Source organism: Breznakibacter xylanolyticus (assembly GCF_003254275.1).
Classification (GTDB): domain Bacteria; phylum Bacteroidota; class Bacteroidia; order Bacteroidales; family Marinilabiliaceae; genus Breznakibacter; species Breznakibacter xylanolyticus.
Genome location: NZ_QKZK01000011.1, coordinates 97,935 through 124,774 on the forward strand (window position 1 = coordinate 97,935; position 26,840 = coordinate 124,774).

The window sequence follows — 26,840 nt, forward strand, 5'->3', positions numbered from 1 at the left end:
TATTGTCTAAATTTTGGATAAAGCAAATCAAATTGTGGGCTCTATGTCGATATCTATGGGTAAACAAAACATGAAAGCTCGAAATCAAGCAAGGTAATTAAGCCGCCTTCGGAAAATGACGTTAAGAAAATCATATGCCTGAGCGTTAAAAAATATGCGCTGTTTGAGCTTGCGAGTTCGCAGATTTTAGAGAAGGCCTATGATTTTTAGCCATTTTACGTCAGCGGCGGCCTTTTTTGCTTACTTTTTGGGGCTGTAGCCAAAAAGTAAGAGCCCGCCCGGCTTGAGGGCACGAAATAATGGTTTGTGTAAAATATTCCTATGATTACTAATACAAATTAGATTAGAGCTAAATTGTGACTATTAAAAAATGGAGTAGGCAATGGTCAAGCCAGCCATCACCACCGACACCATGGTCATCAGTTTTATTAAAATATTGAGCGAGGGGCCGCTGGTGTCTTTAAAGGGATCACCCACAGTGTCGCCTACCACAGCGGCTTTGTGTGTGGGACTTCCTTTGCCTCCATAATTGCCTTTTTCGACATATTTTTTTGCGTTGTCCCATGCGCCACCCGAGTTATTGAGCATTACCGCCAGGGTAAAACCGGCTGTCAACCCACCGGCCAATAAGCCAATGACGCCGGCCACACCCAGCAGAATACCCACCGCTACCGGCACTATAATGGCCAATAACGACGGCAGCAACATTTCGCGTTGCGCGCCACGGGTCGAGATGTCCACGCAGCGAGCATAGTCGGGCGTTGCAGTGCCTTCCATGATGCCTGCGATGTCGCGGAACTGTCGGCGTACTTCATCTACCATGGCTCCGGCAGCTCTGCCCACTGCTTTCATGGTCATGGCACAGAATAGGAAGGCCATCATGGCACCCAGAAACATACCCCCCAGCAGCAGTGGGTTCATCACTGAAAGATCATAATAACTCACGAAATCACGTATTGAGGCTTCTTGAATTGACGTGATGTCGGATGCCTCTAAAAAGGCACTTAGTTTTTCAGGGGTTTTGCTCAGCCATATTTTTATCTCTTCGATGTAAGCAGATAGCAGTGCCAGAGCTGTCAGAGCTGCCGAGCCAATGGCAAAGCCTTTGCCGGTGGCTGCGGTGGTGTTGCCCAGCATATCTAAGGCGTCGGTGCGTTCGCGTACTTCTTTGGGCAGGTGAGCCATTTCGGCATTTCCGCCGGCGTTGTCGGCAATGGGGCCAAAGGCGTCTGTGGCCAGCGTGATGCCCAGGGTGGCCAACATGCCTACAGCTGCGAATCCAATGCCATACACGCCCCGTGAAAAGGCTCCTGCCTCGGTTGAAAATCCGCCTGCGAATCCATAGGCGGCAATGATACCCAGAACAATGGTGATGACCGGAATCCAAGTGGAGTACATTCCCACAGCGATGCCATCGATGATGGTGGTGGCCGGTCCTTGTTGGGCTTGTTTGGCGATGCCCTTGGTGGGGCCGTATTCATCCGATGTAAAATATTCGGTGGCTTGTCCGATGATTACCCCGGCAACCAAACCGGCTACCACCGATCCAAACACACCCCAACTAATCCATTCAAGCCAGGCGAGTGCCCCAACGCCAGCCAAAATGAACACCGAGCTGCCACCTGTGCCCAGTAGTAAAGCGTTAAGCAGATTTTTCTGTGTGGCCGATTCTTTGGTGCGAACCATAAAGATGCCAAGGATGGAGAGCAGGATGCCGATGGCCGCTACAATCATAGGAGCCAACACGGCTTGCATTTGTGCTTGATCGGAAATCAAAGGCAGGGTGGCTCCCAATGCTGCTGTTGCCAAAATGGATCCGCAATACGATTCGTACAGGTCGGCACCCATGCCGGCCACGTCACCCACGTTATCGCCCACGTTGTCGGCAATGGTGGCCGGGTTGCGAGGGTCATCTTCTGGGATGCCTGCCTCTACTTTACCCACCAGGTCAGCGCCCACATCGGCCGCTTTGGTGTAAATGCCACCCCCCACGCGGGCAAAGAGTGCCTGTGTGGAGGCGCCCATCCCGAAAGTGAGCATGGTAGTGGTGATTTCAATGAGTTTTTGATGGTCGGTGGTGCCCTCGTGCACAAAGGTCAGCCCCATGAAATGCATGCCACTGGCCATGTGTTCGGGTGTGAAAATAACTTTGGTCAGGAACAGAAACCAGGCGGCAATGTCGAGCAAGCCAAAACCCACGACCACGAGCCCCATGACAGCCCCGCTGCGGAAGGCCACCTGAAGGCCTTTGTTGAGCGAGATCGAAGCGCCTTGTGCCGTCCGTGCCGAAGCATTGGTGGCCGTCTTCATTCCAAGATAGCCGCATAGTCCCGAGAAAAAGCCCCCCGTGAGGAATGCGATGGGGACAAACGGGTTTTGTACCCCCATGTACGCCAGTACGGCCAAGATGATGACCAGGATGAGGAACACTTTCCCCACCACGGTGTATTGTCGCCTCAAGTAGGCCATGGCGCCCTCGCGAACGTATTGGGCAATTTCTTGCATGCGTGGCGTCCCTTCCGACGACTTCATCATGGTTTTGTAAAAGTACCAGGCAAAAATCAGCGCCACCAACGACGCTGCAGGTACCAGCCAGAAAATTGAGCTAATCATACTTTTTTAAGATTTAGGTTTATAAAAGATCATCTGATTTATTAGAATTGAGTGCTGTATTTGTTTGTTTTACAGCGCTTTTGTCTCTTGTCATTTGTTCGATTGCAAGAGATTAATGGATGTGAAGGCGATGTCGCGGCATCTGATACTGTGCCTGTGAATGCAGCGTATACTGTTTGTCAACAGCCACTCATGTAAATAAATGAGCATAGAAGCAGGAATGTGATCATGCATGACAAGGGTAGTTGTCTTGTTAAACGTAATGAGTAAGACCCTGGGCGTTCCTGCACTGCTCTCCTTGTCTTGTATTGCCCTCGGGTTTTCGAAGATAGTGATTTGAGGGGAATAAACAAATGGATTGTTTACAAAAATTAATGATTTGCGGAAGTGTTAGCCCGATAACGAGTATTTCGATGTTATGATTGTTGTGGGAATGAAAAAAACGAAAAAATTTTACGATGAAATGCATTGGGGAATAATTAATATATATATTTGTATGGTCAAACCTTTAACTTAAATTGGAATGAAAAAGTTTGTTTTGTTTTTTGCCCTTGTGTTGGGCTTGTCAACATTTGCAGTTGATGCCAGTGCGTCATTTAAAATTGACGACAATCAGGTAGAATCGTTGTTTGCTGCCGCAGATGAGGTAAGTACAAGCATGATGTTTGATGCTTTGGACATGTCAGCCAATGCTTCCACTGCTACTATTTCAGCAGGAAAAGATCCTTTGGTTGCTATCTTGCTTGACTTCTTTTTGGGTGGTTTAGGAATTCACCGTTTCTACTTAGGTACTAAGACGATGACCGGTATCGGTTACATCTTGACTTGTGGAGGTATTTTCGGTCTGGTGCCTTTGATTGACTTGATTGTATTGGCTGTCAATTATGATGACATTAGTCAGTTTGTAGATAACCCCAAGTTTTTCATGTGGTAATTTGCAGTTTTGTTGACGCAAAATTTATTAAAAAAGCAGGTTGTTTATTGCAGCCTGCTTTTGTCTTTGTTTGTAGTAAATGATTGACATTTGATTGTTATGAAACATTATTGCTGCGTGTTAATTTTATCGATGTTGATTGCTTCCATGGGGGTGAGCTCTGCGCAGTTGTTAAATTCTGCTGTATCTGCCGATGTAACACACCAAATTTTGCAAAAAGGTAAGGTGATGACTGTTAAATCGCAAACGCTCTATGATGGTAAAAGTGATAAAATTGTATGCCATTATTTTAATCCGAAGGAATTTTATAAAACGGTTAATAATAAGGGTGAAATGCGAATATATTTTCCGAAAGATAATACGGTCTCGTATACGCAGAATAACCATTATTCAAGTAATAATGAGTTGATGTACTATTTTGTGAATAATAAAGTTGATGATCTGGGTCTAAAAAGTGAAGGATTTAAAGTGAAAAGTACAAATTATAAAGACGATCATTTGGTTGTTACATGGGAAGCTCCGGTTCATCTGATGCCAGTAAAAGAAGTGGATGTTGTTTTTGAAAATTATCTTCCTATCTATTCTGAATATAGGGGAGTGGATGGTAAAGTTTTGAAAAAAATATATTACTACCAGTATTTTTCGTGCCCGGAGTTTAATTTTCCTCAAAAAATCACCGAAGTATCTTTTGATGCAAGTCCTGATTCTATTTTGAAGCGAACAACTTATTCAAATATCAAGATCGGTAATCAGGTTGATCGTACTTTGTTTAATTTTGAAATCCCTGCAAATGCTAAGAAGGTCGATTAAGCGTTGTTGTTTTAGTATTTTTTTTGCTTTTTCTTTCATTTCTTTGGGTGCTCAAAATTCATCAGAATCAACAATTTCTTCGTTGAGTGATTTAATCATTCAGCGTAATCGTATTGATTCATCTGAAGTTGCATTGGTGTATAACAAGAACCGCGATTTTTATTTAAAAGGGGAGCCTTTGTCCAGAAAGTTAAATCCGTTGAATTGGTTTTTTGGGGGTATGCTTTATTTTTATCAGGAGGTTTTATCTAATCAGTTTTCTGCTGATTGTTTGTTTTATCCAACGTGTTCCGAGTTTTGTAAACATGCAATGCGGCGTCATGGATTAATTCGAGGCTTGTTATTGACCTCAGATCGTGTTGCGCGTTGCAATCAAATTTCTCAGTCTGATTTGCATCCGATGAAATTTGATGAGAAGAAACGGCGTTTTTTTGATGGTGTTGAATTGTATGATGGTCACAATGGTTGTAAGCTGAAGGAATGAGTCTGATTCGTTTATTATTTTTTGGTGTTTTTCTTGCCGGGACTTATTTGTCTTTAAGCGCACAGAAGGATGATTTGGCTTTTGTTGATTTTTTAGTACAGAAGGGTTCCTATCGCGAGGCTATTTTTGTTTTAAATAAAATGCCTTATGAATCATTCTCTCAAACGAGATTAGATTCTCTTAATTATTTTAAGGGATGGGCGTATTATTCGGTAAAAGAGCTTGATTCGTCTTCTGTTTGTTTGGGGCTGGTTTCTCAAGGAGCAGTTATGTATTCTAAATCCAGTCTTTTTAGTGCATATAATCGCATGCATTTAGGGCAACTTGGCAAGGCAAAAGAACAACTTTCTTTTTATAATCCTTCATCACATCAGGATTCGTTAATGAAAATGTATCTGACATGTGGTATGGAGCTCTTAAGCCGAAATTATAAAGGATATCATCAACATAGGCAGCAGCTTGATTGTGGCTTTTATGGATATGTTGATGAACTAACAAAAATTGATGCCATTGCATCTCGTCTTCAAGTGCATCGACCTAAATCGGTTTTTTGTGCCGGATTGATGTCAGCGTTGGTTCCCGGAAGTGGTAAGATTTATTTAGGTAGAACCGGACAGGGCATATCTTCAATGTTGTTGGTTACTGGTCTCGGTTTGGTTACAGCCGAAAATATCCGCAAACGAGGAATGGAATCTTTTGCTTCCATTTTTTTCGGAACTGTTTTTACAACATTTTATGTTGGTAATATTTTGGGGACTGTAAAATTAGGTGCAATTGTTAATCAGGAGTTTAATGCTGAAAATGATGCGAAAATTCTTTTCAATCTTCATATCCCTCTGCGTAATTTATACAATTGATGTTCATTCGCAGTCATTGCCAGTCTTTAATCGTGTTGATTCGTTGATGCTTGCAGGCAGTTTTTTTCAGGCCTCAATTGAATGCGATCGAGTGATGTTTAATTCCGATTCGATGGAACTGAATCGCATTGCCTTATTGAAAAAAGCGTATGCTCAAAAATCAATGGGGAATTACGAGAAGGCTATTGAGTTGTTGACTCAGTTTCGTCCGGCCAATAATCATCAGGATAGTTTATGGGTCGTAAAATTTTCCGAATTGGCATTGTGCCATTTTTTAGATAAAAATTTCGAGAGTTCGTTGGCTGCTTTGGCTGGTATCCGGAATGAATCAATAAAATCAGAACAATTTTATGATATACGCTTGTTGAAGATTGTGAATTTGAATAGTCTTTATCGTTTTGAAGAAGCCAAAGAATTGATGGAAAGTGCTTTTGTTGATTGCCATCTTGACTGTTCTCAGGTTGATATGATATACCGGAAAAGGTATCTACCTAAAAGACGAAATCCAGAAACAGCCAAGAATTTGTCTATGATCATTCCTGGTTCAGGTCATGTTTATTCGGGACGATTCGGCGAAGGGGGAATTAATTTTCTGCTCAATGCCGGGGCTTTGTCTTTTGGTGTTTACCATATTTATTATGGATATTTTTTTTCAGGATATGTCATCGGGTTTACCCTACTTCATAAATTTCATTCCGGAGGAATGCATCGTGCTGAAATATTGGCTGAAGCAAAAAACTTGAGAGACATGACCCGTTTTAATGAATCCGTTATAAATTGTTTTAATAGAAATCGGAAAATTGTTTTAATGGATTAATCAAAACTCCGGCCTTCTCAATATCTCTGCATATATCACCGCCTGTCGTATGTCAATGTTCTTGTCCACGGCCAGGCGTCCTTCCTGGGCTTCTTCCACTTCGAGTGCTTTGGATGGGGTGGCACGTTCAGGTCGTGCTTGATCGGGTGAGTCGTAAGTGAAGTAATCGGCACGCACAAATGATCTTGGTGTATTGGATGGGGTGGGCGCCGGTTGGGGTGTCGCTTGGGGCTTAGGTTCTTCGTCTTCTTCCTCGGTGTCGTTGAACCAGTCCGCATATGTGGGCGCTTCATCGTCGTCAGGGCGAGGCGTCGGTGGGATGCCGGCTTGTGCTTTCTTTTTGTTTTGTTTGATGATGCTGGCCACAATGGCTATGATCATCACTATAATGTACACGTAATCACCGAAGTTTTTCATACGGATTGTGTTTATCGGGTGTTTGGGTTCACTAATTTAAAGTAAACCTTTTTTAAATCAAAATCCTGACGTTGTTCGGCATCGTTCAATTGTTGTTTGAACGATGTCAATGATGGTTTGGTCATCCGGGCTCACTTGTTTAAAAATATCGATGAGCAGTTCCTCGGTCATCTTCATGAAGTCTTCCTCGCGGGGTAAGATGACCACGCCGGCCAAGTCGACCGAAGCAGGGCTGATGACCATTTGTTCACTGCCAGTTGCCTCGTATTGGCGGGGGCGGTGAGCCGTACGTGGCAGTATATGCACCACCCAACGGTCGGTGTCGTAATGGCAAAGCAGGTTCATCATTGGTTCTTCCAAGTCGGGTTGACGTGCTTTTAGTGTGTTACAGAAGCAGTGAAAGAGATGCGCCAGCTTTTTGGGGCAGTGGCTTTCCATGCTTATGATGCCTCGTAAGTAGCCCTGCCATGGCCGTATGGTAACCTCATGTATGTTTTCGGAGAGAAGGGTCCATTGGCCGATTCGGTAGTCTGCTTCCAAAGGTAGAAATCCCTTATTGCCCGCCTGAAAGTGAAGGTGATCCGGTGCCGATGCCCCACAGCGTGGCCCGTTGTAAAAGATGACCATTTCGGGAAACATCTTAGCCAACCCCAGTATCGACGCAAATGAGTGTGCAATGCGTTGCGGTTCGTGCGTTAGGGTGGGAATGGTAAGGTGTTGATCGAAAATGGGATAAGGGTTCACCAACAACTGGAAGCCATCGGGCAACGACAGGCGCTTTTGCTCGAGTGGCAGATTGTCGGGACACAAAAAGCAGCGACGTGCTTGGATGCTTGACGCATCAACTTTGGCGGCTGTAGATGCAATCCGGTGCGGGTTGTATTGCAGATGAACGGTGACACCCGCTGGCGTGAGGGTGCGGCGACGAATTTGTTGTAAGGCTTGGTAGTTGTAGTGGGCTAGGGGCCAGCTTGATAGTTGCTGATGTAGGAATTCAGGTAGGGGTGGATGAGGCATTCTGTTGATTTTAGGTGTGCAGAGTAGCTTATTGAGTTGTCACAATAGTTGCTTGGATTCAGTGAGGAAATTCAAATTTTTGTCATCGTGAATCATTTAGATAAAGAGAAAAAGACGATTTAAATTTAACCGATGATGAGATGACGAAAGGAAATAGAGCTTTTATTTAAATAGGCATAATGAAACGACGATTAATTGCAGTGTGATTAAAATATGTTTAGATGTATGGGGTGAATGGTTTTAATTAAGTTGTTTATCTTTTTTTTAATAATGTATAAAACACTAATCCTTTGTTTGTTAGTTGATATCTTTGCTTTGAGCTTTTAGGCTTATCCGGGATAGTCCACTCAATTAATCCATCTTCACGCAGTTTGTTAATGATATGGTACAACTGTCCGGAAATGGTTTTTTGACCTAAGACGGTAGATATATCTTGAGTTGACAATGTTCCCGTTGATAAAAAACTTAATACTTTACTATAGAGGGATTCTTGGTGTAACTCCTGCTGTAGCACCCACTGCAACTCCTGCTGCAACTCCTGCTGCGGCTCCTGCTGTGGCACCCACTGTGACTCTGTCTGTTTTTTTTTAATTTCTTTGTTAATTATTTGATTGTATGGTTTTTTGCTATTTTTGTTAGGCTTTTTTTCCCATAGACATTGATCATCGTTGATTATGTTGTTAGGTTGAGTTTCGCTTGTATATGATTGAGGACGAAAAAACTCTACGTCAAAAAAATCATTTTGCTCTGTTATTTTTGGTTTTTGTAACCCTTGAGCTAAGCAGGTGTTGATAATCCTGTTAATACCGCTGCCCCATTGTTCAATTAGTCCAAGTTCTTTAAATACATGAGCAACGGTTCTGTTTCGTACCTCGCTTCTGCCATTCAATGCATCATCCATTGTTATTCCGAAAGGCAATCCACCTGGCGATACAATGTTGACAATATCGTCGTATATGCCCACTTTTATATCACGGCCTTGGTTGATGTAGTCTCGGTGGACTAAGGCATTGATTAAGGCTTCACGTAAGGCCGGTACCGGGATTTCATAAGTGTCGGTACGATAAAGTCCGTTGATTTCACCCTTTAGATTGATGTGGTTTAGAACAAAACTTTGAATGTTTTCTAATATTGTGAATATATCGCCGTTGTACTCTTTTTTGTCGGTAAAAACGGACATCGTGTAGCCTTTAAATCTGGCGCATTTTACAGTGCAGTGAACAAATTTCCCTAATAAAATCATCAAAGCATGAGTTGGATATGTTTTGCCGTTCTCTGTCTTAATGAGTTTTAAGTTCTCCAGTTTCTCCCTGTTTAATGGCTTGTGGATGCTTTCAAAACGTTGGGTCAATGAGGTAATGTCGAGTTGATCAAGGGTCGTTTCATAACAGATTTCTTCATCGAAGCTGATGTGTCTTTTTTGACGTTCAAGCTCGGCAATTGTTTCTAAATCTGCTAATCTGTTGGTGGCACCGATGCGCACGTAGGTTCCATCGGCTTTACCCTGGCTCTTAATAAAGTAGGGTTTTAGGTTGCCACGTACAACTTCAATCACCAGTACTAGCTTCCCTTTAATATTTACGCTATAAATTTCAGGATTGATGCCAGGGGTGCAATTGTCGGAAATTATTGAAGCTATTTTGTCTTGTAAGTTGAATAATTCGTTGTCGTTAATTCCAATAATTTGCCGGTTATCGTTTACACCTATAATCATTTTTCCCCCACTGGTATTTGCGAAAGCTGTCACCGTTTTGGCTATGTGTTCGTTCTTCGGCAGCTTTTCCTTCAATTCCAGCGTTTTGCTTTCTCCTTTATCAATCTGTTCTGTCAGTTTCATGGGGTGCTGATTTCAGTATATTGATGTCTGTACAAAGGTGGGTTTAATCAGCAGCTTTTGTCAAGTGATATAATGACTTTTCTGTATTTTATTCGTCCGCATAAAGGGTGTTGGAGATAGTCTGTTATTCAAATTTATCACTTCCCATTTATCCTTATTCTAGCTTCCAATTCAATGGTTCTGATTCGGTCTTTGTAGGTGTTGTAGGTGTTTATTTTGTCGATATCCAGGGCTGCGTCGGAGTTATCGTCCCAGCGACGGCACAAATAAAGAGGCTCGTAGATACGCCCGATTTGAAACTGACGGCTGATGCGAAGCCCCACGGCATAGTCCTCGCCGTAACTCACGTTGGGAATCATCATCTCTCGCAGGATGGGCGTGAAAAAGGCACGTGGTGCTCCCAGTCCGTTGATACGCAGGGCGTTGTTGCGGCCGTTGTCGGGTGTCCACTCGCGGTGGTCGATGAGACCGGGCGGGATGGGTTCCAGGTTGAAGTTCACCATCTGGTACGATCCCACCACCATGGCGCACTGTTGCTCGTAAAAGGCATTGACGATGTGTTGCACCACATTTTCGTCGATATAGAGGTCGTCACTGTCGAGCTGGATGGCGAATCGGCCGCAACGGGCATCATTCACGGCCAGGTTCCAACATCCGCCGATGCCCAGATCGTGTCGTTCGGGCGTGAGATGCACGATGCGGTTGTCGTTTTTTGCCAGTTCGCTTATCAATAGGCCAGTGTTGTCGGTCGAGTGGTTATCGACCACGATGAGGTTGAAGGTGAAGTCGGTTTTTTGGATGAGCACAGATTTAATGGCATCGGCAATGGTCTTTTCGCGGTTGCGCACAGGAATGACCACAGAGGCTTCCACGTCGAAAGACGGTGTGTCGAGTACCGGCGTAGTGAAATCAGGCTTGAGCCAGCCCCCGATGGCTTGGAGATGCTTGTTGCAAGCGGCTTCCATTTCTATTTGGACCTCGCGGTTGCGTGGGTTTACGTAATCGAACTGTTTCTCCCCGCTGGTGCGACGATCGGTTTCGAGTGTGGTGCAAAGGAATTCGGGTACGCGCACCATGGCACTTTGTCGAGATAAGCCCAGACGAAGCTCGTACAAGCCTGAGTAATGATGCGTTGCGGTCAGTTCTTGGGCTGCAGACTTCAACATTTTTGTGTTGATCAGCCACAGGGGGCCAAAGTTGAAGTCATCGCGCAGGCTCCCCTTTTGATAGTCGATGACCGGGCAGGGCTGGATGCCATTCTCTTTTTCGATGCGGTAATCGCCATAAACCATGGCTGCATCTATGTCGATTGCCACCTGAAGCATCCGCGCCAGTGCCTGATAGCCGAGGGAGATTGGCTGGGGGGTGGTGACGATGAGCGCATAGGGTGTCTGAACCATTTCAGCCATCCTTATGATGGTTTTGCTACTCCATAAATGGTTGCAGATGATGTGTTTCGCGGTGGTGCTATGGGTTGGAGAGATCAGTTGTATGGTTTCTTTTACGATGCCCGTTTGATTTAGCTGTGAGGTCATCATCGCATCGTTATCGGTGCCCGATGCCGGAAAAAAAACGGTGATGGGGGTTGTCATGTCTGTTGAAATCAAGGTTTGATATATTGTTGTAAAAATATGACATTTTCGGACTAAACGCCATGCCCGAAGGATACATTCACGGTTGAATATGGTCAGGGGATGGGCAATGCATTTTTATGAAGTCCGTTGACCGCCTGCTTCAATAGCTGTGCGAAGTTTGTTATGAACCTCTTTGCGTTTCAGCGCTTGGTTTGAATCCCACTTTTTTACCATCCCGAAAATAGATTTACTCCAAACCGTCCTTCCCTAAATTCCTTCTGATAAAATGGGAACGCAAAGTAGGGTTCCACGACGAGCAAGCCATATAGGTTGATGCGGTATCCCAGTCCTGTGCTGAACACTGGGACACGTTTTTGCGGGTCGTTGGTGGTTAGGCTCCATATCGGATGCGCCGTTCTGTTCCACGCCAGTCCGGCATCCACAAAAAAAGCCAACTCGCTGTAAAGGCTGTACGACCGCACTACCGACACCTCAGGAGGGCCGGTGAAAGGCACTCGCCATTCGGCGTTGGTCACCAGAATTCGTGACCCCAGCAACTGGCTGATACCCACCGACTGTTGATCTATGTCGTCGTTGTTGTAGTAACTTCCGCTTTCGTAGCCCCGAAGGTACCAGGGGTAGCCCATGTAGAGGTTCATCAGTCGTTTGTCCTGACTGTCGGAGCCGTAGCGCCCGTAGTGGTAGGTTCGCAGGGCTATGCACGACGGGTTGAGGAACCAATATTGGCGATAGTCCACCGAAAAGGTTTGCATATCCAACCCAAAGAGGTAACGCTCGGTTTGAATGCGCAGGCGCCGACCTTCGTTGGGTGATGCCAGCCCCATTTTGGCGTTGTCAATCACGATGGCGGCGTCGAGGATGGCCACGCGAAAACCGGGGGGCGACTCCACCGGCTCGGTTTTAGAGTAATAAATGTCGTTGTACGAGGTAACGTTTTTAATTTTCTCGTCGCGATAGCTGTACCAAGCCCAGGCAATGCCCGATTCCACCCGACGCGTGCGGCTGAAGGGATAGAAGGCAAAGAGTGACAGCTTGTCCTCAAAAGTTCTACGGAACAGGTAGCTGAGACTTTTGGTTTGCGTGCCGTCATCGGCCGTTTCGGTCTCGTAGGTGAGTGATGCCGTGGGGTAGGGGATGTGCGAAAGACTCACCCCTTTTTTTAGACGACTTTGTTGGTTGACGTAGGCCACCTGGCCACCAAAATCGTAAATTTCGCCATTGATGCTCACTCCCGAGTAGAGCATGTGCTGCCCCAGAATGTCGCTGAAGAGCGCCTCCACGCTTCCGGCCATGCCTGTGCCAAAGCGGCCGGCCATCACCCCTGCCGACACGTTGCCCAGGTAATCGAGTTTGAAGTGGCGACGGATGGGCGCTATCGAAAAGCTGTCGGGAACCAGGTGGTGGGGGCGGTTCCTAAAGTAGAGGTTGTTCTCAACCTGCGACAGGTGTTGTGTGTAAGGCATTAACCGCAAATCTTTGTAGTTGGTGGTGGCGGGTGTCGATGCCACTGACATCTGTGCCAAGCGGTTGTAGGTGGTTTTAAAGAGGGTGAATCGTCCGTCCCACAACATGCAGTACACCAGCGTGTCGCCGGCTGTGGTGAGGGCGGGTGAAAACTCGGTGGCTCCGCAGATGCCTGTGGGATAGTCGGTGAGCTGGCGCAGTGCCCGGCTTTGTGTGTTGATGCTGAACAGGTTTCGTCGCCCGTCGCCATCGGAAAGGAACACCACATCGTGTCCCCCGTTCATAGGCAGCGGGTTGACGTTACGAGCTCCGTCGAAGGTTTTGTAAACTGTGATTTGACCATATTTCAGGTCAATGGTGGCGATGTTTGTGTAAGGGAATCCCACATTGATTTGCCCCGGAGCCGGCATTTCGGTGGTAAAAAACAGGCGGTTCCCATCGGCACTCCAGGCAGGCATGATGCACGACCCGCGCCCGAGGGTGAGGTTGGTCAGTTGCCGATTGTTGACGTGCCACAAATAGAGGTCGCTCACCCCTTGATGAAGTCCGGCAAAGGCAATGGTGGTACCATCGGGACTCCAGGCCGGGTAGCCGATGGCGTCGATGTCCGGTATTTCTATTTGATGGTCAATTTTATCCTTGTCGATGTTGTAGCACAGCAGCACAGTTTTGCCCTTCACGAATCCCACAAAGGTGAATGTCCGTCCGTCGGGACTCCAGGTGCCCGAAGTTTGCAGCATGTTAAGGGCGTCGATGTGGTCGTAGCGAGTGGCGGTGAAAATGCGGCGCATCACCTTGCCGGTTTTTACATTAGCCAAAAAAAGGTCGAGGCTGAAGAGATCCCGTTCGGACATAAAGATGATGTGTTGGCCGTCGGGGCTCAGTGACGGTGCCAGGTTGTAACGCCCGCTCTCGCCCTTGGCCAGCAGTCGTTCGCCCACGATCGAGAAGGTGGTGTCGGCCTGACGCGTGAGTAGTTGCTTGCGCAGGGCGCTCTCCCAGTTTTTCGACAGACTGTCGCTGCTGATGCCCAGTACTTCGCCAATGGAGGCCGGGAAGCCCTTGTTGGCCGTTTCGCGAAACAGGCGATTGATGTACTGCTCGCCATAGGTGGCAGCGATATATGCCCAAAAGGCATGGCCAAACCGGTAGGGTGAGTAAGTGGGGTTGAAGGTGAGTTTTTCGAGTGAGGGGAAGTTGCGGCTAATGAGCGCGTCGCGCATCCACAGGGCTGTGTGGCTGCTCACGCTCCCGATGGATAGGTACTCGGCCATGCCCTCAATCATCCACAGGGGGATGTTTTGAATGGCTCCCAGGCTCAGGTTCTCCGACTCGGTGATGATATGGTACTGAAAAGCATGCACCAGTTCGTGGCCAAGCACGTGGTCGGTCTCCTGCTGCGTGAAGGCCAACGGGAACACCACGCGCCGTTTGAGGCCTTCGGTGACGCCGCCCACGCCCACATCTATCTGGCTCATGATGGCCGTGGTTTGCTGAAAGTCGGCGTGGTTGGTGTACACAATCACCGGGTTGCGCCGCTTGAACGTTTCGGCAAACACCCCGCTGTGGTAGAAATACCATTTCTCGCAATCGGCCGCCATTTGGTTCAGCAAGATGCTGTCGGTGAGGTAATGGTATATCTCGAAATGGGGCGTTTGATACAGCTCGTAATTGAGTTGCTTGTAGATGGGCTTGTTGGTGCCGAAGTATTGCGCGTTTGCCGATAGCATCATTATGCCCCACAGGGCAACCGTCAGGACTATCAATTTTTGTCGGTTTGGGGACATGAGTGGCGCATGGGGTGTTAATACAAAAATAAACAAAGTCGTCAATTACAACACGAAATGTTAGGTCGCTCCCCTGGATCTAGTTTTTTCACGTTGTTTAGGATTAAGAATGAGGTCGTTCAGTTCTGTTCTGTGAAAAATGATTAAAAAGTATTGTGTTTTGAAAAAATACAATCAGTAATATGTATTAACATTCATTAATATTGATGTGTTCTTAATACACTTACTTATTTACTTTTTTAAATCTTTTTGTCATGAAAAAATTCTACGCGTTATCAATGGGGCTTCTGCTGGGGACAGCGGGGGCGTTTGCTGCTGATTTGAGTTTGGGCGATTTTGAGGATCAAAGTCTTAGTTCTTGGGGGAATTGGGGTGGAGCAAATACCATCGTTGCTAATCCTTATTCGAATACCGAAAATTCATCTTCATATGTTATGAAGTATGTTCCAGCAGCTGAATGGAATGGTATTTCCTTGTCAAAATCGGGTGTCGTTAATGGCGATTTTATTTCAGTTAATGTTGATGTTTATTGTGAAGAAGATGTAACTATTCAGATGATTTTAAATGGCTCAGCTTCTAAAGGGGCTGATTATGTTGCGTCAAAATCAATTCCAGCTGGTGCTTGGTATCATTTATGTTTTGATATCAATGCATTAACACTTCGAGATTATGGGGGGCTTGTTTTTCAAAACAGCGTTGTATCTACTATTTACTTTGACAATATTAGAATTGTTTCTGGTACGCCAGACTTGTCGAAAAAAATGTTGATGAATTTTGAAGAGGGTTTGATTGATTCTTGGGGTAGCTGGCAGCCTACAACTCCTACCATTGAAGCGAATCCTGCAATAGGAGCCGTAAATGGTTCAGCAAAGAGTGTGAAGTTGGTTACCACCGACGAGTGGGGTTCATTGAAAAAATGGTATGGTTCTATTTTTATTTCGGCTAAGCCATCAAAACTTAGCGTTAAAGTGTATGCATCTGTTGCATCTAAAGTGAAATTACAGATGGATAATCCTGTTGTGGCATTAGAGACTGCTACTATAGAAAAATTTTTGTCTGTTGCAAATGCCAGTGAATGGACTGTATTAGAGTATGATTTGAGCGAATTATCATATTGGGAATATAAACAGTTAGCATTTCAACCGGAGAAAAATGGGACATTTTATTTTGATGATATTACTGTTTATTATAGTTCCGGGAGTAGTGAGGTTATTGAGATTAAATCACAAATGCAAGCGGAAATATTTACTTGCGATAGCTCCATCTCCATCCTCAACTCCGAAGGTGCTTCCGTTGAAATCTACACGATGACCGGTGTCAAAGTGGCAGCCGATACCAACATTGGTTCTGAATACTCAGTGGCTGTAGGCAAAGGCACTCACGTGGTGGTGGTGAACGGCGTGGCTCAAAAAGTTTTGGTAAAATAATGATTTGGTTTTAAGGTGTTAGTAATTAGCAATGTGAAAGGGCGTCTCCTTGTGGGGCGCCCTTTTTGTATGGATGCAGATAGGGTGTAAGGGGGATGGATATTTTTTGTTTCATGATTTACCTTGTGCCTTCATCATTACCGCACACCCATGACCTCACATGATATACACAATGCCATTGTGCATTGCAAACAACCCATCAATGTTCATTGGGATGCCTTTGTGCACCATAGTCGGGGCGATATTCAGCAAACGTCGGTATGGACGGCCGTCGATGGCGATCCTGCCCGGCAGGTCTCCCGGTTTTACCTGATGGAGGGGGGCGACATTGTGGCGGGTGGGCAAGTGGTGACGCGTCGCATGCCGGTGGTGGGGCGTTTTGGATTCATTCTGCAGGGGCCTTGTTTCAAAGAACATTCCTTTGATTATTACGACTGGTTTGTGGCCGAGGCCATGAAGGTGGCTGCCAAAGAGGGGTTGCGTTATCTGGCTGTGGTGCCCGATTACAAGGTTGAGGGGCTTGTGTCGTTGCTCGAAAAGCGCGGCTTTCGGCGAAAATCTGTCCACCTGCCGCCCAATCCAACGGTCAAGAGCACGCTGATTCTCGATTTACGTCAGTCTCTGGAGGTGTTGATGCAGCAGGTGAAAAAAAAGCGTCGTAAGTGCATCTTGAAGGGACTCGCATGCCCCGTGACTTATTCCATTGGCGGGCGCGATGACTTGGAGACTTTTTACACCCTGTTACTCGCGACCTGCAAACGACGAAATACCAAGCCCATTCTTCGCTCATCGGACATTTTGTATCGGCTATGGGATCGCCTGGTTCACAAAGATGCCATGGTGCTGCATCTGGCACATGTCGATGGTCGACCTGTTGGTGCTTCCATCGGGTTGGTCAATGGCGGAACTTACAAAAATTGGTTGTGGGGATGGACGGGGGAATACTCGAATTATTGCATCTCTGAAACGCTCGACTGGAAAACCATCGAATGGGCCAAGGCACATGGCTGTTGCTGTTACGATTTTCTGCATCTTGACCCCGTAAGTGCCAAAGCGCTGGAGGCCGATGAGGAGGTGCCTGACCTCATTCGCAATCGCACCCATTTCGGATCAACGTTTTACAAGATGCAGTTTGGAGGTGAGGTGGTGCACTATCCCGATATCTACTATTATTTTCCTCGTAAACGGGATTATTGGCTTTTTCATGTCCTTGGGCACACCTTGTTGAATTTGTGCGTGGTGAAAAAGCTGGCGTTGATGTTTCATCCTTATCGTCGCGGCGGGCTGTTGATCCCGTTGGTGAGTTGGTCTGGTTTAGAATTGCTGGTTGTGTAATTGGGTTATGTTATCAGCGATATCGCTTTGGTGGGCAACGTGGCTCTGTTGATTGATCGTAATTACATGAATATTTGATGTTGTGGTGCTGTTGTTTAGTGTTTTGATTGTTTTTAGAGCGTTTGTCATTGAGGTGTTAAACACTTTTTTATCAGCATCAATTGTTACGGTAGCTTAGGGTGCCATCCGTCCAATACAAACGATGGTTTGCTGTAATTGTCAATGATATCAGCATCATTAGGGAGGGTTAGTTGGCGAGAAACAGGGTGTCGTTGGCTCACATTCACCGGAAGTCCGTCGCTCAGGTGTGTGCTTTCCCATTCCCAATAATGCACATGGGGCGTGTCGCCGCCCACCGGCCCCCATCCCACATTGCTGATGCCCGAGAGCTTGCATTGCAGTAACACCGCTTCGCAGTAAGGATAGTCCTGCCCCTTGTTGGTTGGGGCACGGGCAATCTCGGTTTCTTCGTTTCCTGTTGCCTGTAATGTGCAGCGGAAAAAAACAGCACCGTGATTGGCCTGAGTGTTACGCACCCATGCAAACACCCCATGCGATCGGATGGTGCAGTGGTCGAAGAATACAGGGCCTCGTCCCAAGTAGGTGTCACCATCGCCTTCTATCAGGCATTCTTTCAGGTAGGCCGAGCCGTTGGTTTGTAACGCATCTCCCGAACCGTAAATGCTCATTCGGTAGGCCAGGTTTTCGCTTCCGGCCATGAGTAGTGCTTCGGCTTGACCCTTGCTCAGGTTGCGGATGGTGAAATTACTCAGCTGGATGCCCCTTGCATTGTCGGCCATGAACACCGCCCGGCGCGAAGGGAAGGTGCCGGGCCATTCGTTGGTGGAGATGTTGATGGGGTGTGGGTTGAATACTTCGTTGTTGGCATAGCACACCACTGTTTTCTCCCTGTCTTCACCCACAAGGCTGATGTTGTGTTTGTTTCGGAAATACACAATCTCATGGTATGTTCCGTTTTTGATGAAGATGGTGGTGCGGTGTGGTGTGTGGTCGGGGATGAAATCCAGCGCGCCCTGCACGGTGTTGAAGTCTCCGGTGCCATCGGCGCTCACGGTGATGCGTTGATTGGTTATTATGGGTGGTTCAGGTCGTGTGCTAAAGCGCCACTGTTTGTTGCCCCGGATGCCTTTAAACGGTTTGCCGGGAAGAGTCAGAACGCCCTGATCGATTTGTATGTAATAGGTGCGGTTATATTCCAGTAAGTTGTTGTGTAGAGTAATGATGGCTTGATTGTCGCGCACCATCACGGGGTAGAAGTGGAAGGCATCGGTAAACCGCCCAATAATGTTGAGTTGGTAACAGTCAGGGTTTGGCAATGCCCCGCCCGAGGGTGTGCCGGCTTTGGTGTTGGCGTTGGTAAAGTTGTCCGACGTGTAGGGATAAGGGGTGCTCAGGTATGGCGGAGGCGTGCCTTTGTGATCTACATTCTTGGTCGGCCCAGCCGGAATGCTTAGGTCGAGCACGTCCACCAGGCGGTCGGAGCCGGCCTCGTACACCCTTATTTGGCCTGAGTTTCCCACCGTAGGTGTTACATCGAAGGTGATTGTCAGTGGCGCATCGGGGTTAATGTTCTTTGAGCCGGGTGTGGGGTAGAGCTTGGGTTGCCGGGCGTGTAGAACTGACGTGCAGCCAACGACGGCGAGGAGGCAGATTGTGCCCAATAAGCTGTTTTGTAGGATAAGTCCCTTCATGGTTGAGGTTTTTGTTGAATCCGGGTTTCGGTATCTTGTCACACGACCTTCTGATTTGCATTGATTATGTCTAGTGTCTTGATAATCAGGTCTTGTGTCTGTAAGTGTAGAATGTAAATTTGCAAAAAATCATCGTTAAAATAAAAATGGCTGACAAGCAATTGCTTATCAGCCATCGAAAAGGGTGGGCCCAGTAGGGCATGATCCTACGACCCCCTGATTATGAGTCAGGTGCTCTAACCAACTGAGCTATAGGCCCGGCAAAAATGTTATCTTTGCGTTTGAGACTGCAAAAATAGCAAGATATTTTATTCAAACAAATCCTTTTGAAAACCTTTTTATGGCATTGACGGATGGGATTCGAAATATCGTTTTCGATTTAGGGGGCGTGGTGGTTGATATTGACCTCAATAGAACCTTTGATCAGATGAAAGCACTGGGTGTGCCTGATCTGGCACCCTACGTGTCGAAGTACAGTGGCGGCGGTTTTGCTGAGGCGTTTCAAACCGGGCATCTGTCGGAGCAGGGGTTTGTGGAGCATCTGTGTCAACTGGCCGGACGACCGTTGCCATATGATGAGGTGGAGCGGGCCTGGAATGCGATGATTTTGGAATACGAACCCGACCGCATCCATCGGCTCCGATCCCTCAAAAGCCGTTATCGCACCTTTGTGTTGAGCAACACCAATGTGATGCACCATCGTGACTTTGCTTTTCGTGTTCCCGGTGAAAGTGATCTCAGGAACCTCTTCGAAAAGGTTTATTATTCGCACGAGATAGGTCTTAGCAAGCCATCTCCCGAGTCGTATCTGTATGTGATGCACGATGCCGGGCTATTGCCCGAAGATACCTTATTTCTCGATGACTCGGCCGATAATGTGGCCGCGGCTCAAGCCCTTGGCATGCGTGCCCGGCAGGTGACCTATGGTCGGGAGTGGCTCGAGTGGTTGTAATCCGCATTGTGTTCGATGCAGCTTCGTATTTGCTTCGCACTTGGGTAGATTAATCCATTTGATATATCCGGTTTATACACTTCATCAATCCAATTATAAATGGGTTATAATCGGATTCGAGTTGGATTTGATTAGGATTTGATTAGGATGAGATATTAAGCTGTTGCGACGTTGCTGTAGAGCTGGTATCATACATTCCGTTGGGGCTTTAAGATTATTTACAAAGTGCCTATTTCAATTGAAGAATTATAATGCCCTGCTTCTTTATGGAATAATCGGCACGCTGATAAACTAAATATTTAAACCGTCTCACACCTCTTCTTCCTACTATATAACTCTTTTATCGAGTGGCACTGAGGCTCTTTCTCCTCACTGGTTCTCATCTTATCTCACTGCAACTCAGGGGTAGTTCATAGTTTGTTAAGTAGAGGACGATGATTAAATGCTGAGTTATCTGCTTTCATATTTAAACGCAATCTACATATTCAAACCAACTCAGCGCCTTCGCGCCACTGCGTTTATTTTGACTCTGTGTTGTTTCTTGTCTTTGAGATTTTTGCTTATCCTTTTTCTCATTTCAACATTGATTTTAATGGGTTCTGAGGGCTTGGTGATCCATTGCATCCATTTTATCATGAATAAAAAAGGGAGTCTCTTTCGAAACCCCCTCATATTGCATGACTTTGTAATTCAATGATTACAATTTCGCTTTAATGGCTTTTGTTTCGGCTTCGTAGCCGGGTTTTTCGAGCAGGGCGAACATGTTTTTCTTGTAAGCCTCCACGCCGGGTTGGTCAAAGGGGTTTACCCCCAGAATGTAACCACTCATGCCACAGGCAATTTCAAAGAAATAAATCATCTGTCCCAGGTAATACTCGTTCAGTTGTGGGATTTCGACCATGATGTTGGGCACATTGCCGTCAACGTGAGCCACCAGGGTTCCCAGTTCGGCCATTTTATTGACCTCGTCTACACGTTTGCCGGCCAGAAAGTTGAGTCCGTCAAGGTCGGCGGCATCGTTGGGAACCACCACTTTGGTGTTGGGCGACTTCACGGTCACCACGGTTTCAAAAATGTTGCGCACCCCTTCCTGAATCCATTGTCCCATGGAGTGCAGGTCGGTTGAAAAGTCCACGCCGGCGGGGAAGATGCCTTTGTTGTCTTTCCCTTCGCTTTCGCCGTAAAGCTGTTTCCACCATTCGGTGAAAAAGTGCAGCTTGGGCTGATAGTTCACCAAAATTTCAATGGCTTTGCCTTTTTTGTGCAGTTCGTTGCGCACGGCAGCATATTGAGCGGCCGGGTTTTGGTCGAATGCCACGCCCGGTGCGGTCAATCCTTTCATGTCAACGGCACCTTTCACCAGTTGGCGGATGTTGTGTCCGGCAATGGCAATGGGCAACAGACCCACGGGTGTCAGCACTGAGAAGCGGCCGCCCACGTCGTCGGGAATCACAAATGTTTTGTAACCTTCCTGAGTGGCCAGCGTGCGCAGGGCGCCTTTTTTGGCATCGGTGATGGCCACAATGCGTTCTTTGGCTTCAGTTTTTGAATACTTCTTTTCCACCAGTTCTTTGAGTAGGCGGAAGGCGATGGCCGGCTCGGTGGTGGTGCCCGATTTGGAAATTACCACCACGGCAAACGATTTGTCTTGCAGGAACTCGAGCAGTTCGTGGGTGTAATCTTCGCCAATGTTTTGTCCGGCGTAAAGGATTACCGGATTTTTGCGGCTGGTTTGCAGCCAGTCGAAGCTGTTGTTGAGGCCGTCGATGACCGCGCGGGCGCCCAGGTAGCTTCCGCCGATGCCCACCACCACCACGTAGTCGGCTTTGGCACGGATGGCAGCTGCAGTGGCTTCCAGGTCGGCAAATTGGGCGTCGGTGATTTGAGCGGGCAATTCCACCCAGCCCAAAAAGTCGTTCCCCTTGCCGGTTTTGTTGTACAGAGCCGAAAGGTTTTCGAGAGCTTGTTTTTCATAACCTTTCACGACGTCCGCTGCGACGCCGCTTTTTGAAATGTTAATCTTTAAATTCTCCATTTTTTTGATATTAGTTTGTGTTTATCGCAGTTGTTCGGTGAGGAGCCGGATTTCGAGTGCCGGCGATATTTTTTCGTAGATGATGTTATAAACAGCATCGGTGATGGGCATGTTCACTTTGTATTTGTCGTTGATTTCCTTAATGCTTTTCACGGCGTAGTAACCTTCGGCAATCATGAGCATTTCCATTTGGGCGCTTTTTACTGAATAGCCTTTGCCCAGCATGGTGCCAAAGGTACGGTTGCGGCTGAACTGCGAGTAGCAGGTCACCAACAGGTCGCCCAGGTAGGCCGAGCTTTTGATGTCGCGCGAGATGGGATGCACGGTGTCCACAAAGCGTTTCATCTCCTGTATGGCGTTGGAGATGAGCACCGCCTGAAAGTTGTCGCCATAGCCCAGCCCGTGGCATATCCCCGAAGCAATGGCCATAATGTTTTTGAGCACGGCCGCGTATTCGGTGCCATAGATGTCGTCGGTGACGGTGGTCATGATGAATGAACAGGTGAGCAGTGCGGCCAGTTCACGCCCCAGGCGGATGTCCTGACAGGCGATGGTCAGGTACGAGAGACGTTCAAGCGCCACCTCTTCGGCGTGACAGGGGCCGGTAATCACGCCCACCCGGTCGATGGGCACCCCGTGTATCTTATGGAAATAACTCCCCATGATGAGGTGCTCGTCGGGCACCAAACCTTTGATGGCCGAAACAATGAACTTGTCTTTAAGCGACACCGTGAGCGGTTGAATGGCCGATTTCACAAAGGCCGATGGCACGGCAAACACCAGTGTGTCGGAGTTCTGCACCACTTCGTTGATGTCGCTCGAAAAGTGGATGCGGTCGGTGTCGAACAGCACGCCCGTGAGGTAACTCGGGTTGTGGTGTTTGGCCTTGAATTGCTTGATTTGGTCATCGCTTCTGAAGTACCAGTTGATAGATGGTACATTGGCCAGTAAAATTTTGGCGATGGCTGTTGCCCAGCTGCCGCTGCCAATGACCCCTATTTTCGATATTTCATCCATAAGATGTTGTTTTATATGCTGTAACGGAGGTGTGAGCGTTTTGTTTTGCCGCCGTTTTTGCGTTGATGTCTATAAATGTCTATCCCCGACAGGGGTTGCCTGTCAGGGATAAGAATAATGGGCTGTGCCTGATGAGGGTTAAGCCCCAATCCATGCTGCGACTTCTTCTTTTGAAGGATTTTTCAGTTCCAGTTTCATTTTCTTGTTCAACCCACACAGGTCCTGATGGAGTTTGTTGGGGTTGAGTTGTTTGAGCTCTTCAGCCTTGTTGAAACCGGCCTTGCGCACCACCGGCACCCATTCGGTGGGGATGCCCATGGCGGTGAATTTGTCGTCGCCATCTTTTTCGGCTTTCTTCTCGGGTTTCATTTGGGGGAAGAAAAGCACGTCCTGAATGCTGGCCTGGTTGGTCATGAACATGGTCAGGCGGTCGATGCCGATGCCCATGCCCGAGGTGGGAGGCATGCCATATTCGAGCGATCGCACAAAGTCGTGGTCGATGAACATGGCCTCGTCGTCCCCTTTTTCCGACAGGCGCAGCTGATCCTGAAAACGTTCCAACTGGTCGATGGGATCGTTGAGTTCTGAGTAGGCATTGGCCAGCTCTTTGCCGTTGACCATCAGCTCAAAGCGTTCGGTCAGTTCGGGGTTGTCGCGGTGTTTCTTACACAGGGGCGACATCTCCACGGGGTAGTCGGTGATAAAGGTGGGTTGGATATAGTGGTGTTCGCACTTCTCGCCAAAAATTTCATCAATCAGTTTGCCTTTGCCCATAGAGGCGTCGGCTTCGATGTTGAGGTTGCCACACACTTCGCGCAGTTGTTCCTCGTTCATGCCGGTGATGTCCACGCCGGTGTGTTCCTTAATGGCATCAATCATGGTTACGCGCTTAAAGGGACGTTTAAAGTCGATGACCTTGTCGCCCAGTTGCACCTGTGTGGTTCCGTGCAAGGCCAGTGCCACGCGTTCAATCATCTCTTCGGTGAAGTCCATCATCCACTTGTAGTCTTTGTAGGCCACGTAAATTTCCATTACGGTGAACTCGGGGTTGTGCGTGCGATCCATGCCTTCGTTGCGGAAGTCCTTGGCAAACTCGTACACGCCGTCAAAGCCGCCCACAATCAGACGTTTGAGGTAAAGTTCGTTGGCAATTCGGAGGTAAAGCGGTATGTTGAGGGCGTTGTGGTGCGTGATAAAGGGGCGCGCAGTGGCACCACCGGGAATGGATTGCAGGATGGGTGTTTCCACTTCGAGATACCCCTTCTCATTGAAGAAGTTGCGCATGGTGTTGATAATTTTGCTGCGCTTGATAAAGGTATCCTTCACGTGGTCGTTGACAATCAGGTCGACGTAACGCATGCGGTAGCGTTGCTCGGGGTCGGTAAAGGCATCGAACAATTGCCCGTCTTTTTCCTTCACAATGGGCAGTGGTTTGATGGATTTGGCCAGGACGGTCAATTCCTTCACGTACACCGATGTTTCACCCATTTGGGTTTTAAATACATATCCTTTTACGCCAATGATGTCGCCAATGTCGAGCAAACGCTTGAACACGGTGTTGTACATGGTTTTATCGTCGCCGGGGCAGAGGTCGTCGCGGCGGAAATAGACCTGCAAACGACCTTGCATGTCCTTGATTTCGGCGAACGAGGCATTGCCCATGATGCGTCGGCTCATGATGCGACCGGCCAGACACACTTCCTGATAGGCATCGGGGTTGGTTTCAAAACCATCCTTGATTTCCTGGGTGTAGTGGCTAACGGGGTACAGGTGGGCGGGAAACGGGTTGATGCCCAGTTTTTGCATCTCTTTGAGGCTCTCACGTCTGATGAGCTCTTGTTCGCTTAAATCCAATGTGTTCATTTATATGAATGCTTTGTTTGACTATTAGTAAACTGCGTCATGCTCTGATGGTTACCCTTGTGTTAGGGTAAAATCGGTGCAAAGATAATCATTTCGGGTGTAATGTAGGGTTTAAAATGATTGTGCGAATCCTATAAATAGGGCGGTGTGCCATTGGCTTTTATTGTCGTTTCAATACCGCCTTATTGTCCTGTGGGTTTTGGTCCTTTTGCCTTTTATATCCCGGTGGGTACCGGTCTATTCTGTTTGCTGTTTTTGATGGTTGCCTGTCCATCTAAAAGGTCGTGTGGTCACCTCTTTGTGGGGTTTCGTCAAATATTTTTGGGTCGTTAGTGTGTTTATTGTAGTTTTATGTGTTAATCAAAAGTTAATTCTTTTGCCCTTTCACCTTAACATCTTTTATTATCTATGACGAGCGCACAGCATCAAGATATTGTGCTGGTAGTTGACCCGGAGCAAGATAGTCTTGATTTATTCCGGCTCTTGTTTAAAAAGCACTACACCATTCTAACGGCCGAAACCCCGTCGGAAGCTTTTGCATTGCTCAAGACGCACGATGTGAAAGTGATGGTGGTGGAGCAGATGCAGCGAGAGCAGCCGGGCATTGTTTTTTTGCGTGATGCAGCCACATTGCACCCGCGTACCGAGCGCATTTTGGTCACCGGAACCCCTGATAATCACACCATCATGGATGCTTTTAACATCGGCGGGGTGTTTCATTATGTGCTCAAGCCTTATCAGGCCGGGAACCTCAAGGGCATCATCGATAAGGCCATCGATAAACACAATCTTCGCAAACAGAACGACTATTTGATTTCCGACTTGCAGAAAAAAAACAAGGAATTGAGTCGTTTGTTGAATCGTCTGAAAATTGAAGAAAAAAAATTCCGCGATATATTTAATAGTAGCCGCGACCCCATCGTCATTGTCGATAAGGGAGGGATTGTGGCTGAAGCCAATGAGCAGGCTTGCTCCGGTTTTGGGTTCTCGCGTGACGATCTGGGGCTGATTAATTTTTTAGGCATCATTCATAATGATTATGTGAAAAATACGATGCAGTTTTTTACGGGCATCAACCATTCCAATGCGTTGTTGTTCGAGACTGTGATACGTACTTCCGATGCCCAATGGAAGAGTTTTGAGATTAACGGTCACGTGGTGCAGTTTCAGGGCACCGAGGCATTGTTGTTGATGTTGCGTGATACCACCGAGCGCAAGGAGACCGAAAAGCGCATTTTACAAACCATCATCCAGACAGAGGAGTCGGAGCGTCGGCATTTTGCTCAGGAATTGCACGACGGCATCGGGCCGCTGCTATCGACCGTGAAACTTTATCTTCAGTGGATGAATAAGCCCAACTCAAAAGTCGATAAAAATCAGGCACTCCAAAAAATTGAGATGACCCTTGATGAAACCATTCAGAGTGTGCGTCAAATTTCGAATCGTCTGAGTCCGACAACCTTGGTGAACTTTGGTTTGGAAGCGGCTATCAAAAGTATTTTTGATAGGGTGAACGATATGTCGGAATTAAAATGTAATTTAAGGTGCACTATTCCAGAGCGATTGCCAGACGATTTGGAGGCCACCATTTTTCGAATTGTGGGCGAGAGTGTCAATAATACCATCAAACACGCTTGTGCTTCGGAAGTGGACGTGTACATCGTGCGAGAGAATAATCGGGTGACCATGTCGTATCGCGATGATGGCATTGGTTTCGATGTGGATGCCCTCATTCAGCAACGACGAGGCAACGGCTTGGCCAATATGAAGAGCCGTGTGGTGAGCATGGGCGGGAATATTGAAATAGAATCGGGTGCCGGTGCCGGTACCTATATTGGATGTAAATTTATTTTGTCATGATAAAACC

The 26,840-nt window shown here is 47.1% G+C and carries 19 protein-coding genes and 1 tRNA gene; 9 read left to right on the forward strand and 11 right to left on the reverse strand.

What is annotated here, in order from left to right; all coding sequences use genetic code 11:
- Window positions 1-363: 363 nt before the first annotated feature.
- Window positions 364-2,613, reverse strand: a complete 2,250-nt coding sequence (locus LX69_RS08290) for a sodium-translocating pyrophosphatase (RefSeq protein WP_111445374.1) — start codon at window positions 2,611-2,613, stop codon at window positions 364-366.
- A 523-nt stretch (window positions 2,614-3,136) separates the two neighbouring features.
- Between LX69_RS08290 and LX69_RS08295 the strand changes: the two genes are divergently transcribed.
- From LX69_RS08295 to LX69_RS08315, 5 genes are all read left to right on the forward strand, one after another.
- Window positions 3,137-3,547: a TM2 domain-containing protein gene (locus tag LX69_RS08295; RefSeq protein ID WP_111445376.1), complete on the forward strand. Its 411-nt coding sequence runs from the start codon at window positions 3,137-3,139 to the stop codon at window positions 3,545-3,547.
- 132 nt (window positions 3,548-3,679) lie between these two features.
- Window positions 3,680-4,357 carry a LolA family protein gene (locus LX69_RS08300; protein WP_111445383.1) on the forward strand — a complete coding sequence of 226 codons (678 nt, stop codon included), beginning with the start codon at window positions 3,680-3,682 and terminating at the stop codon, window positions 4,355-4,357.
- An 82-nt stretch (window positions 4,358-4,439) separates the two neighbouring features.
- Complete coding sequence (yidD, locus tag LX69_RS08305; RefSeq protein WP_221621317.1) at window positions 4,440-4,841, forward strand: membrane protein insertion efficiency factor YidD; 402 nt, start codon at window positions 4,440-4,442, stop codon at window positions 4,839-4,841.
- Window positions 4,838-5,698: a hypothetical protein gene (locus tag LX69_RS08310; RefSeq protein ID WP_111445385.1), complete on the forward strand. Its 861-nt coding sequence runs from the start codon at window positions 4,838-4,840 to the stop codon at window positions 5,696-5,698. The genes yidD and LX69_RS08310 overlap by 4 nt, the downstream gene beginning before the upstream one ends.
- 112 nt (window positions 5,699-5,810) lie before the next feature.
- Window positions 5,811-6,515, forward strand: a complete 705-nt coding sequence (locus LX69_RS08315; RefSeq protein ID WP_146260689.1) for a hypothetical protein — start codon at window positions 5,811-5,813, stop codon at window positions 6,513-6,515.
- Here the strand turns inward: LX69_RS08315 and LX69_RS08320 are convergent, their stop codons facing one another.
- The 5 genes from LX69_RS08320 to LX69_RS08340 form a co-directional block, all read right to left on the reverse strand.
- A complete protein-coding gene (locus LX69_RS08320) occupies window positions 6,516-6,932 on the reverse strand; it encodes a hypothetical protein (protein WP_111445389.1) in 417 nt (138 codons plus the stop codon).
- A 57-nt stretch (window positions 6,933-6,989) separates the two neighbouring features.
- Complete coding sequence (locus LX69_RS08325; RefSeq protein WP_111445390.1) at window positions 6,990-7,949, reverse strand: DUF4922 domain-containing protein; 960 nt, start codon at window positions 7,947-7,949, stop codon at window positions 6,990-6,992.
- Between the two features lie 253 nt (window positions 7,950-8,202).
- Window positions 8,203-9,786 (reverse strand): RNA-binding domain-containing protein, encoded by a 1,584-nt coding sequence (locus tag LX69_RS08330; protein ID WP_111445392.1) that lies wholly within the window; start codon window positions 9,784-9,786, stop codon window positions 8,203-8,205.
- A gap of 137 nt (window positions 9,787-9,923) precedes the next feature.
- Window positions 9,924-11,378 (reverse strand): glycosyltransferase family 2 protein, encoded by a 1,455-nt coding sequence (locus tag LX69_RS08335; protein ID WP_111445394.1) that lies wholly within the window; start codon window positions 11,376-11,378, stop codon window positions 9,924-9,926.
- 209 nt (window positions 11,379-11,587) lie between these two features.
- Window positions 11,588-14,611, reverse strand: coding sequence for a PD40 domain-containing protein (locus tag LX69_RS08340; protein ID WP_170124302.1), 3,024 nt, complete (start codon window positions 14,609-14,611; stop codon window positions 11,588-11,590).
- Window positions 14,612-14,886: 275 nt separating this feature from the next.
- Here LX69_RS08340 and LX69_RS08345 point away from each other — a divergent pair, with 275 nt between their 5' ends.
- Both LX69_RS08345 and LX69_RS08350 read left to right on the forward strand, forming a co-directional pair.
- Window positions 14,887-16,059, forward strand: coding sequence for a hypothetical protein (locus tag LX69_RS08345; RefSeq protein ID WP_111445397.1), 1,173 nt, complete (start codon window positions 14,887-14,889; stop codon window positions 16,057-16,059).
- 150 nt (window positions 16,060-16,209) lie between these two features.
- Window positions 16,210-17,394 carry a lipid II:glycine glycyltransferase FemX gene (locus LX69_RS08350; RefSeq protein ID WP_111445399.1) on the forward strand — a complete coding sequence of 395 codons (1,185 nt, stop codon included), beginning with the start codon at window positions 16,210-16,212 and terminating at the stop codon, window positions 17,392-17,394.
- 164 nt (window positions 17,395-17,558) lie between these two features.
- Here the strand turns inward: LX69_RS08350 and LX69_RS08355 are convergent, their stop codons facing one another.
- On the reverse strand, window positions 17,559-19,106 hold the full coding sequence (locus LX69_RS08355) for a pectinesterase family protein (RefSeq protein ID WP_111445401.1): 1,548 nt from the start codon (window positions 19,104-19,106) through the stop codon (window positions 17,559-17,561).
- Between the two features lie 185 nt (window positions 19,107-19,291).
- Window positions 19,292-19,365 (reverse strand) — tRNA-Ile (locus tag LX69_RS08360).
- Between the two features lie 81 nt (window positions 19,366-19,446).
- Here LX69_RS08360 and LX69_RS08365 point away from each other — a divergent pair.
- Complete coding sequence (locus LX69_RS08365) at window positions 19,447-20,058, forward strand: HAD family hydrolase (protein ID WP_111445403.1); 612 nt, start codon at window positions 19,447-19,449, stop codon at window positions 20,056-20,058.
- A 697-nt stretch (window positions 20,059-20,755) separates the two neighbouring features.
- On the opposite strand, the gene LX69_RS08370 is transcribed toward LX69_RS08365, so the two are convergent.
- The 3 genes from LX69_RS08370 to lysS form a co-directional block, all read right to left on the reverse strand.
- Window positions 20,756-22,093, reverse strand: coding sequence for a glucose-6-phosphate isomerase (locus tag LX69_RS08370; protein WP_111445404.1), 1,338 nt, complete (start codon window positions 22,091-22,093; stop codon window positions 20,756-20,758).
- Between the two features lie 21 nt (window positions 22,094-22,114).
- Window positions 22,115-23,110: an NAD(P)H-dependent glycerol-3-phosphate dehydrogenase gene (locus tag LX69_RS08375; protein WP_111445406.1), complete on the reverse strand. Its 996-nt coding sequence runs from the start codon at window positions 23,108-23,110 to the stop codon at window positions 22,115-22,117.
- A gap of 138 nt (window positions 23,111-23,248) precedes the next feature.
- Entirely contained in the window at window positions 23,249-24,973 is a 1,725-nt protein-coding gene (gene lysS, locus LX69_RS08380; protein WP_111445408.1) for a lysine--tRNA ligase, read from the reverse strand.
- Window positions 24,974-25,381: 408 nt separating this feature from the next.
- Between lysS and LX69_RS08385 the strand changes: the two genes are divergently transcribed.
- A complete protein-coding gene (locus tag LX69_RS08385; RefSeq protein WP_111445410.1) occupies window positions 25,382-26,833 on the forward strand; it encodes a PAS domain S-box protein in 1,452 nt (483 codons plus the stop codon).
- Window positions 26,834-26,840 lie beyond the last annotated feature (7 nt).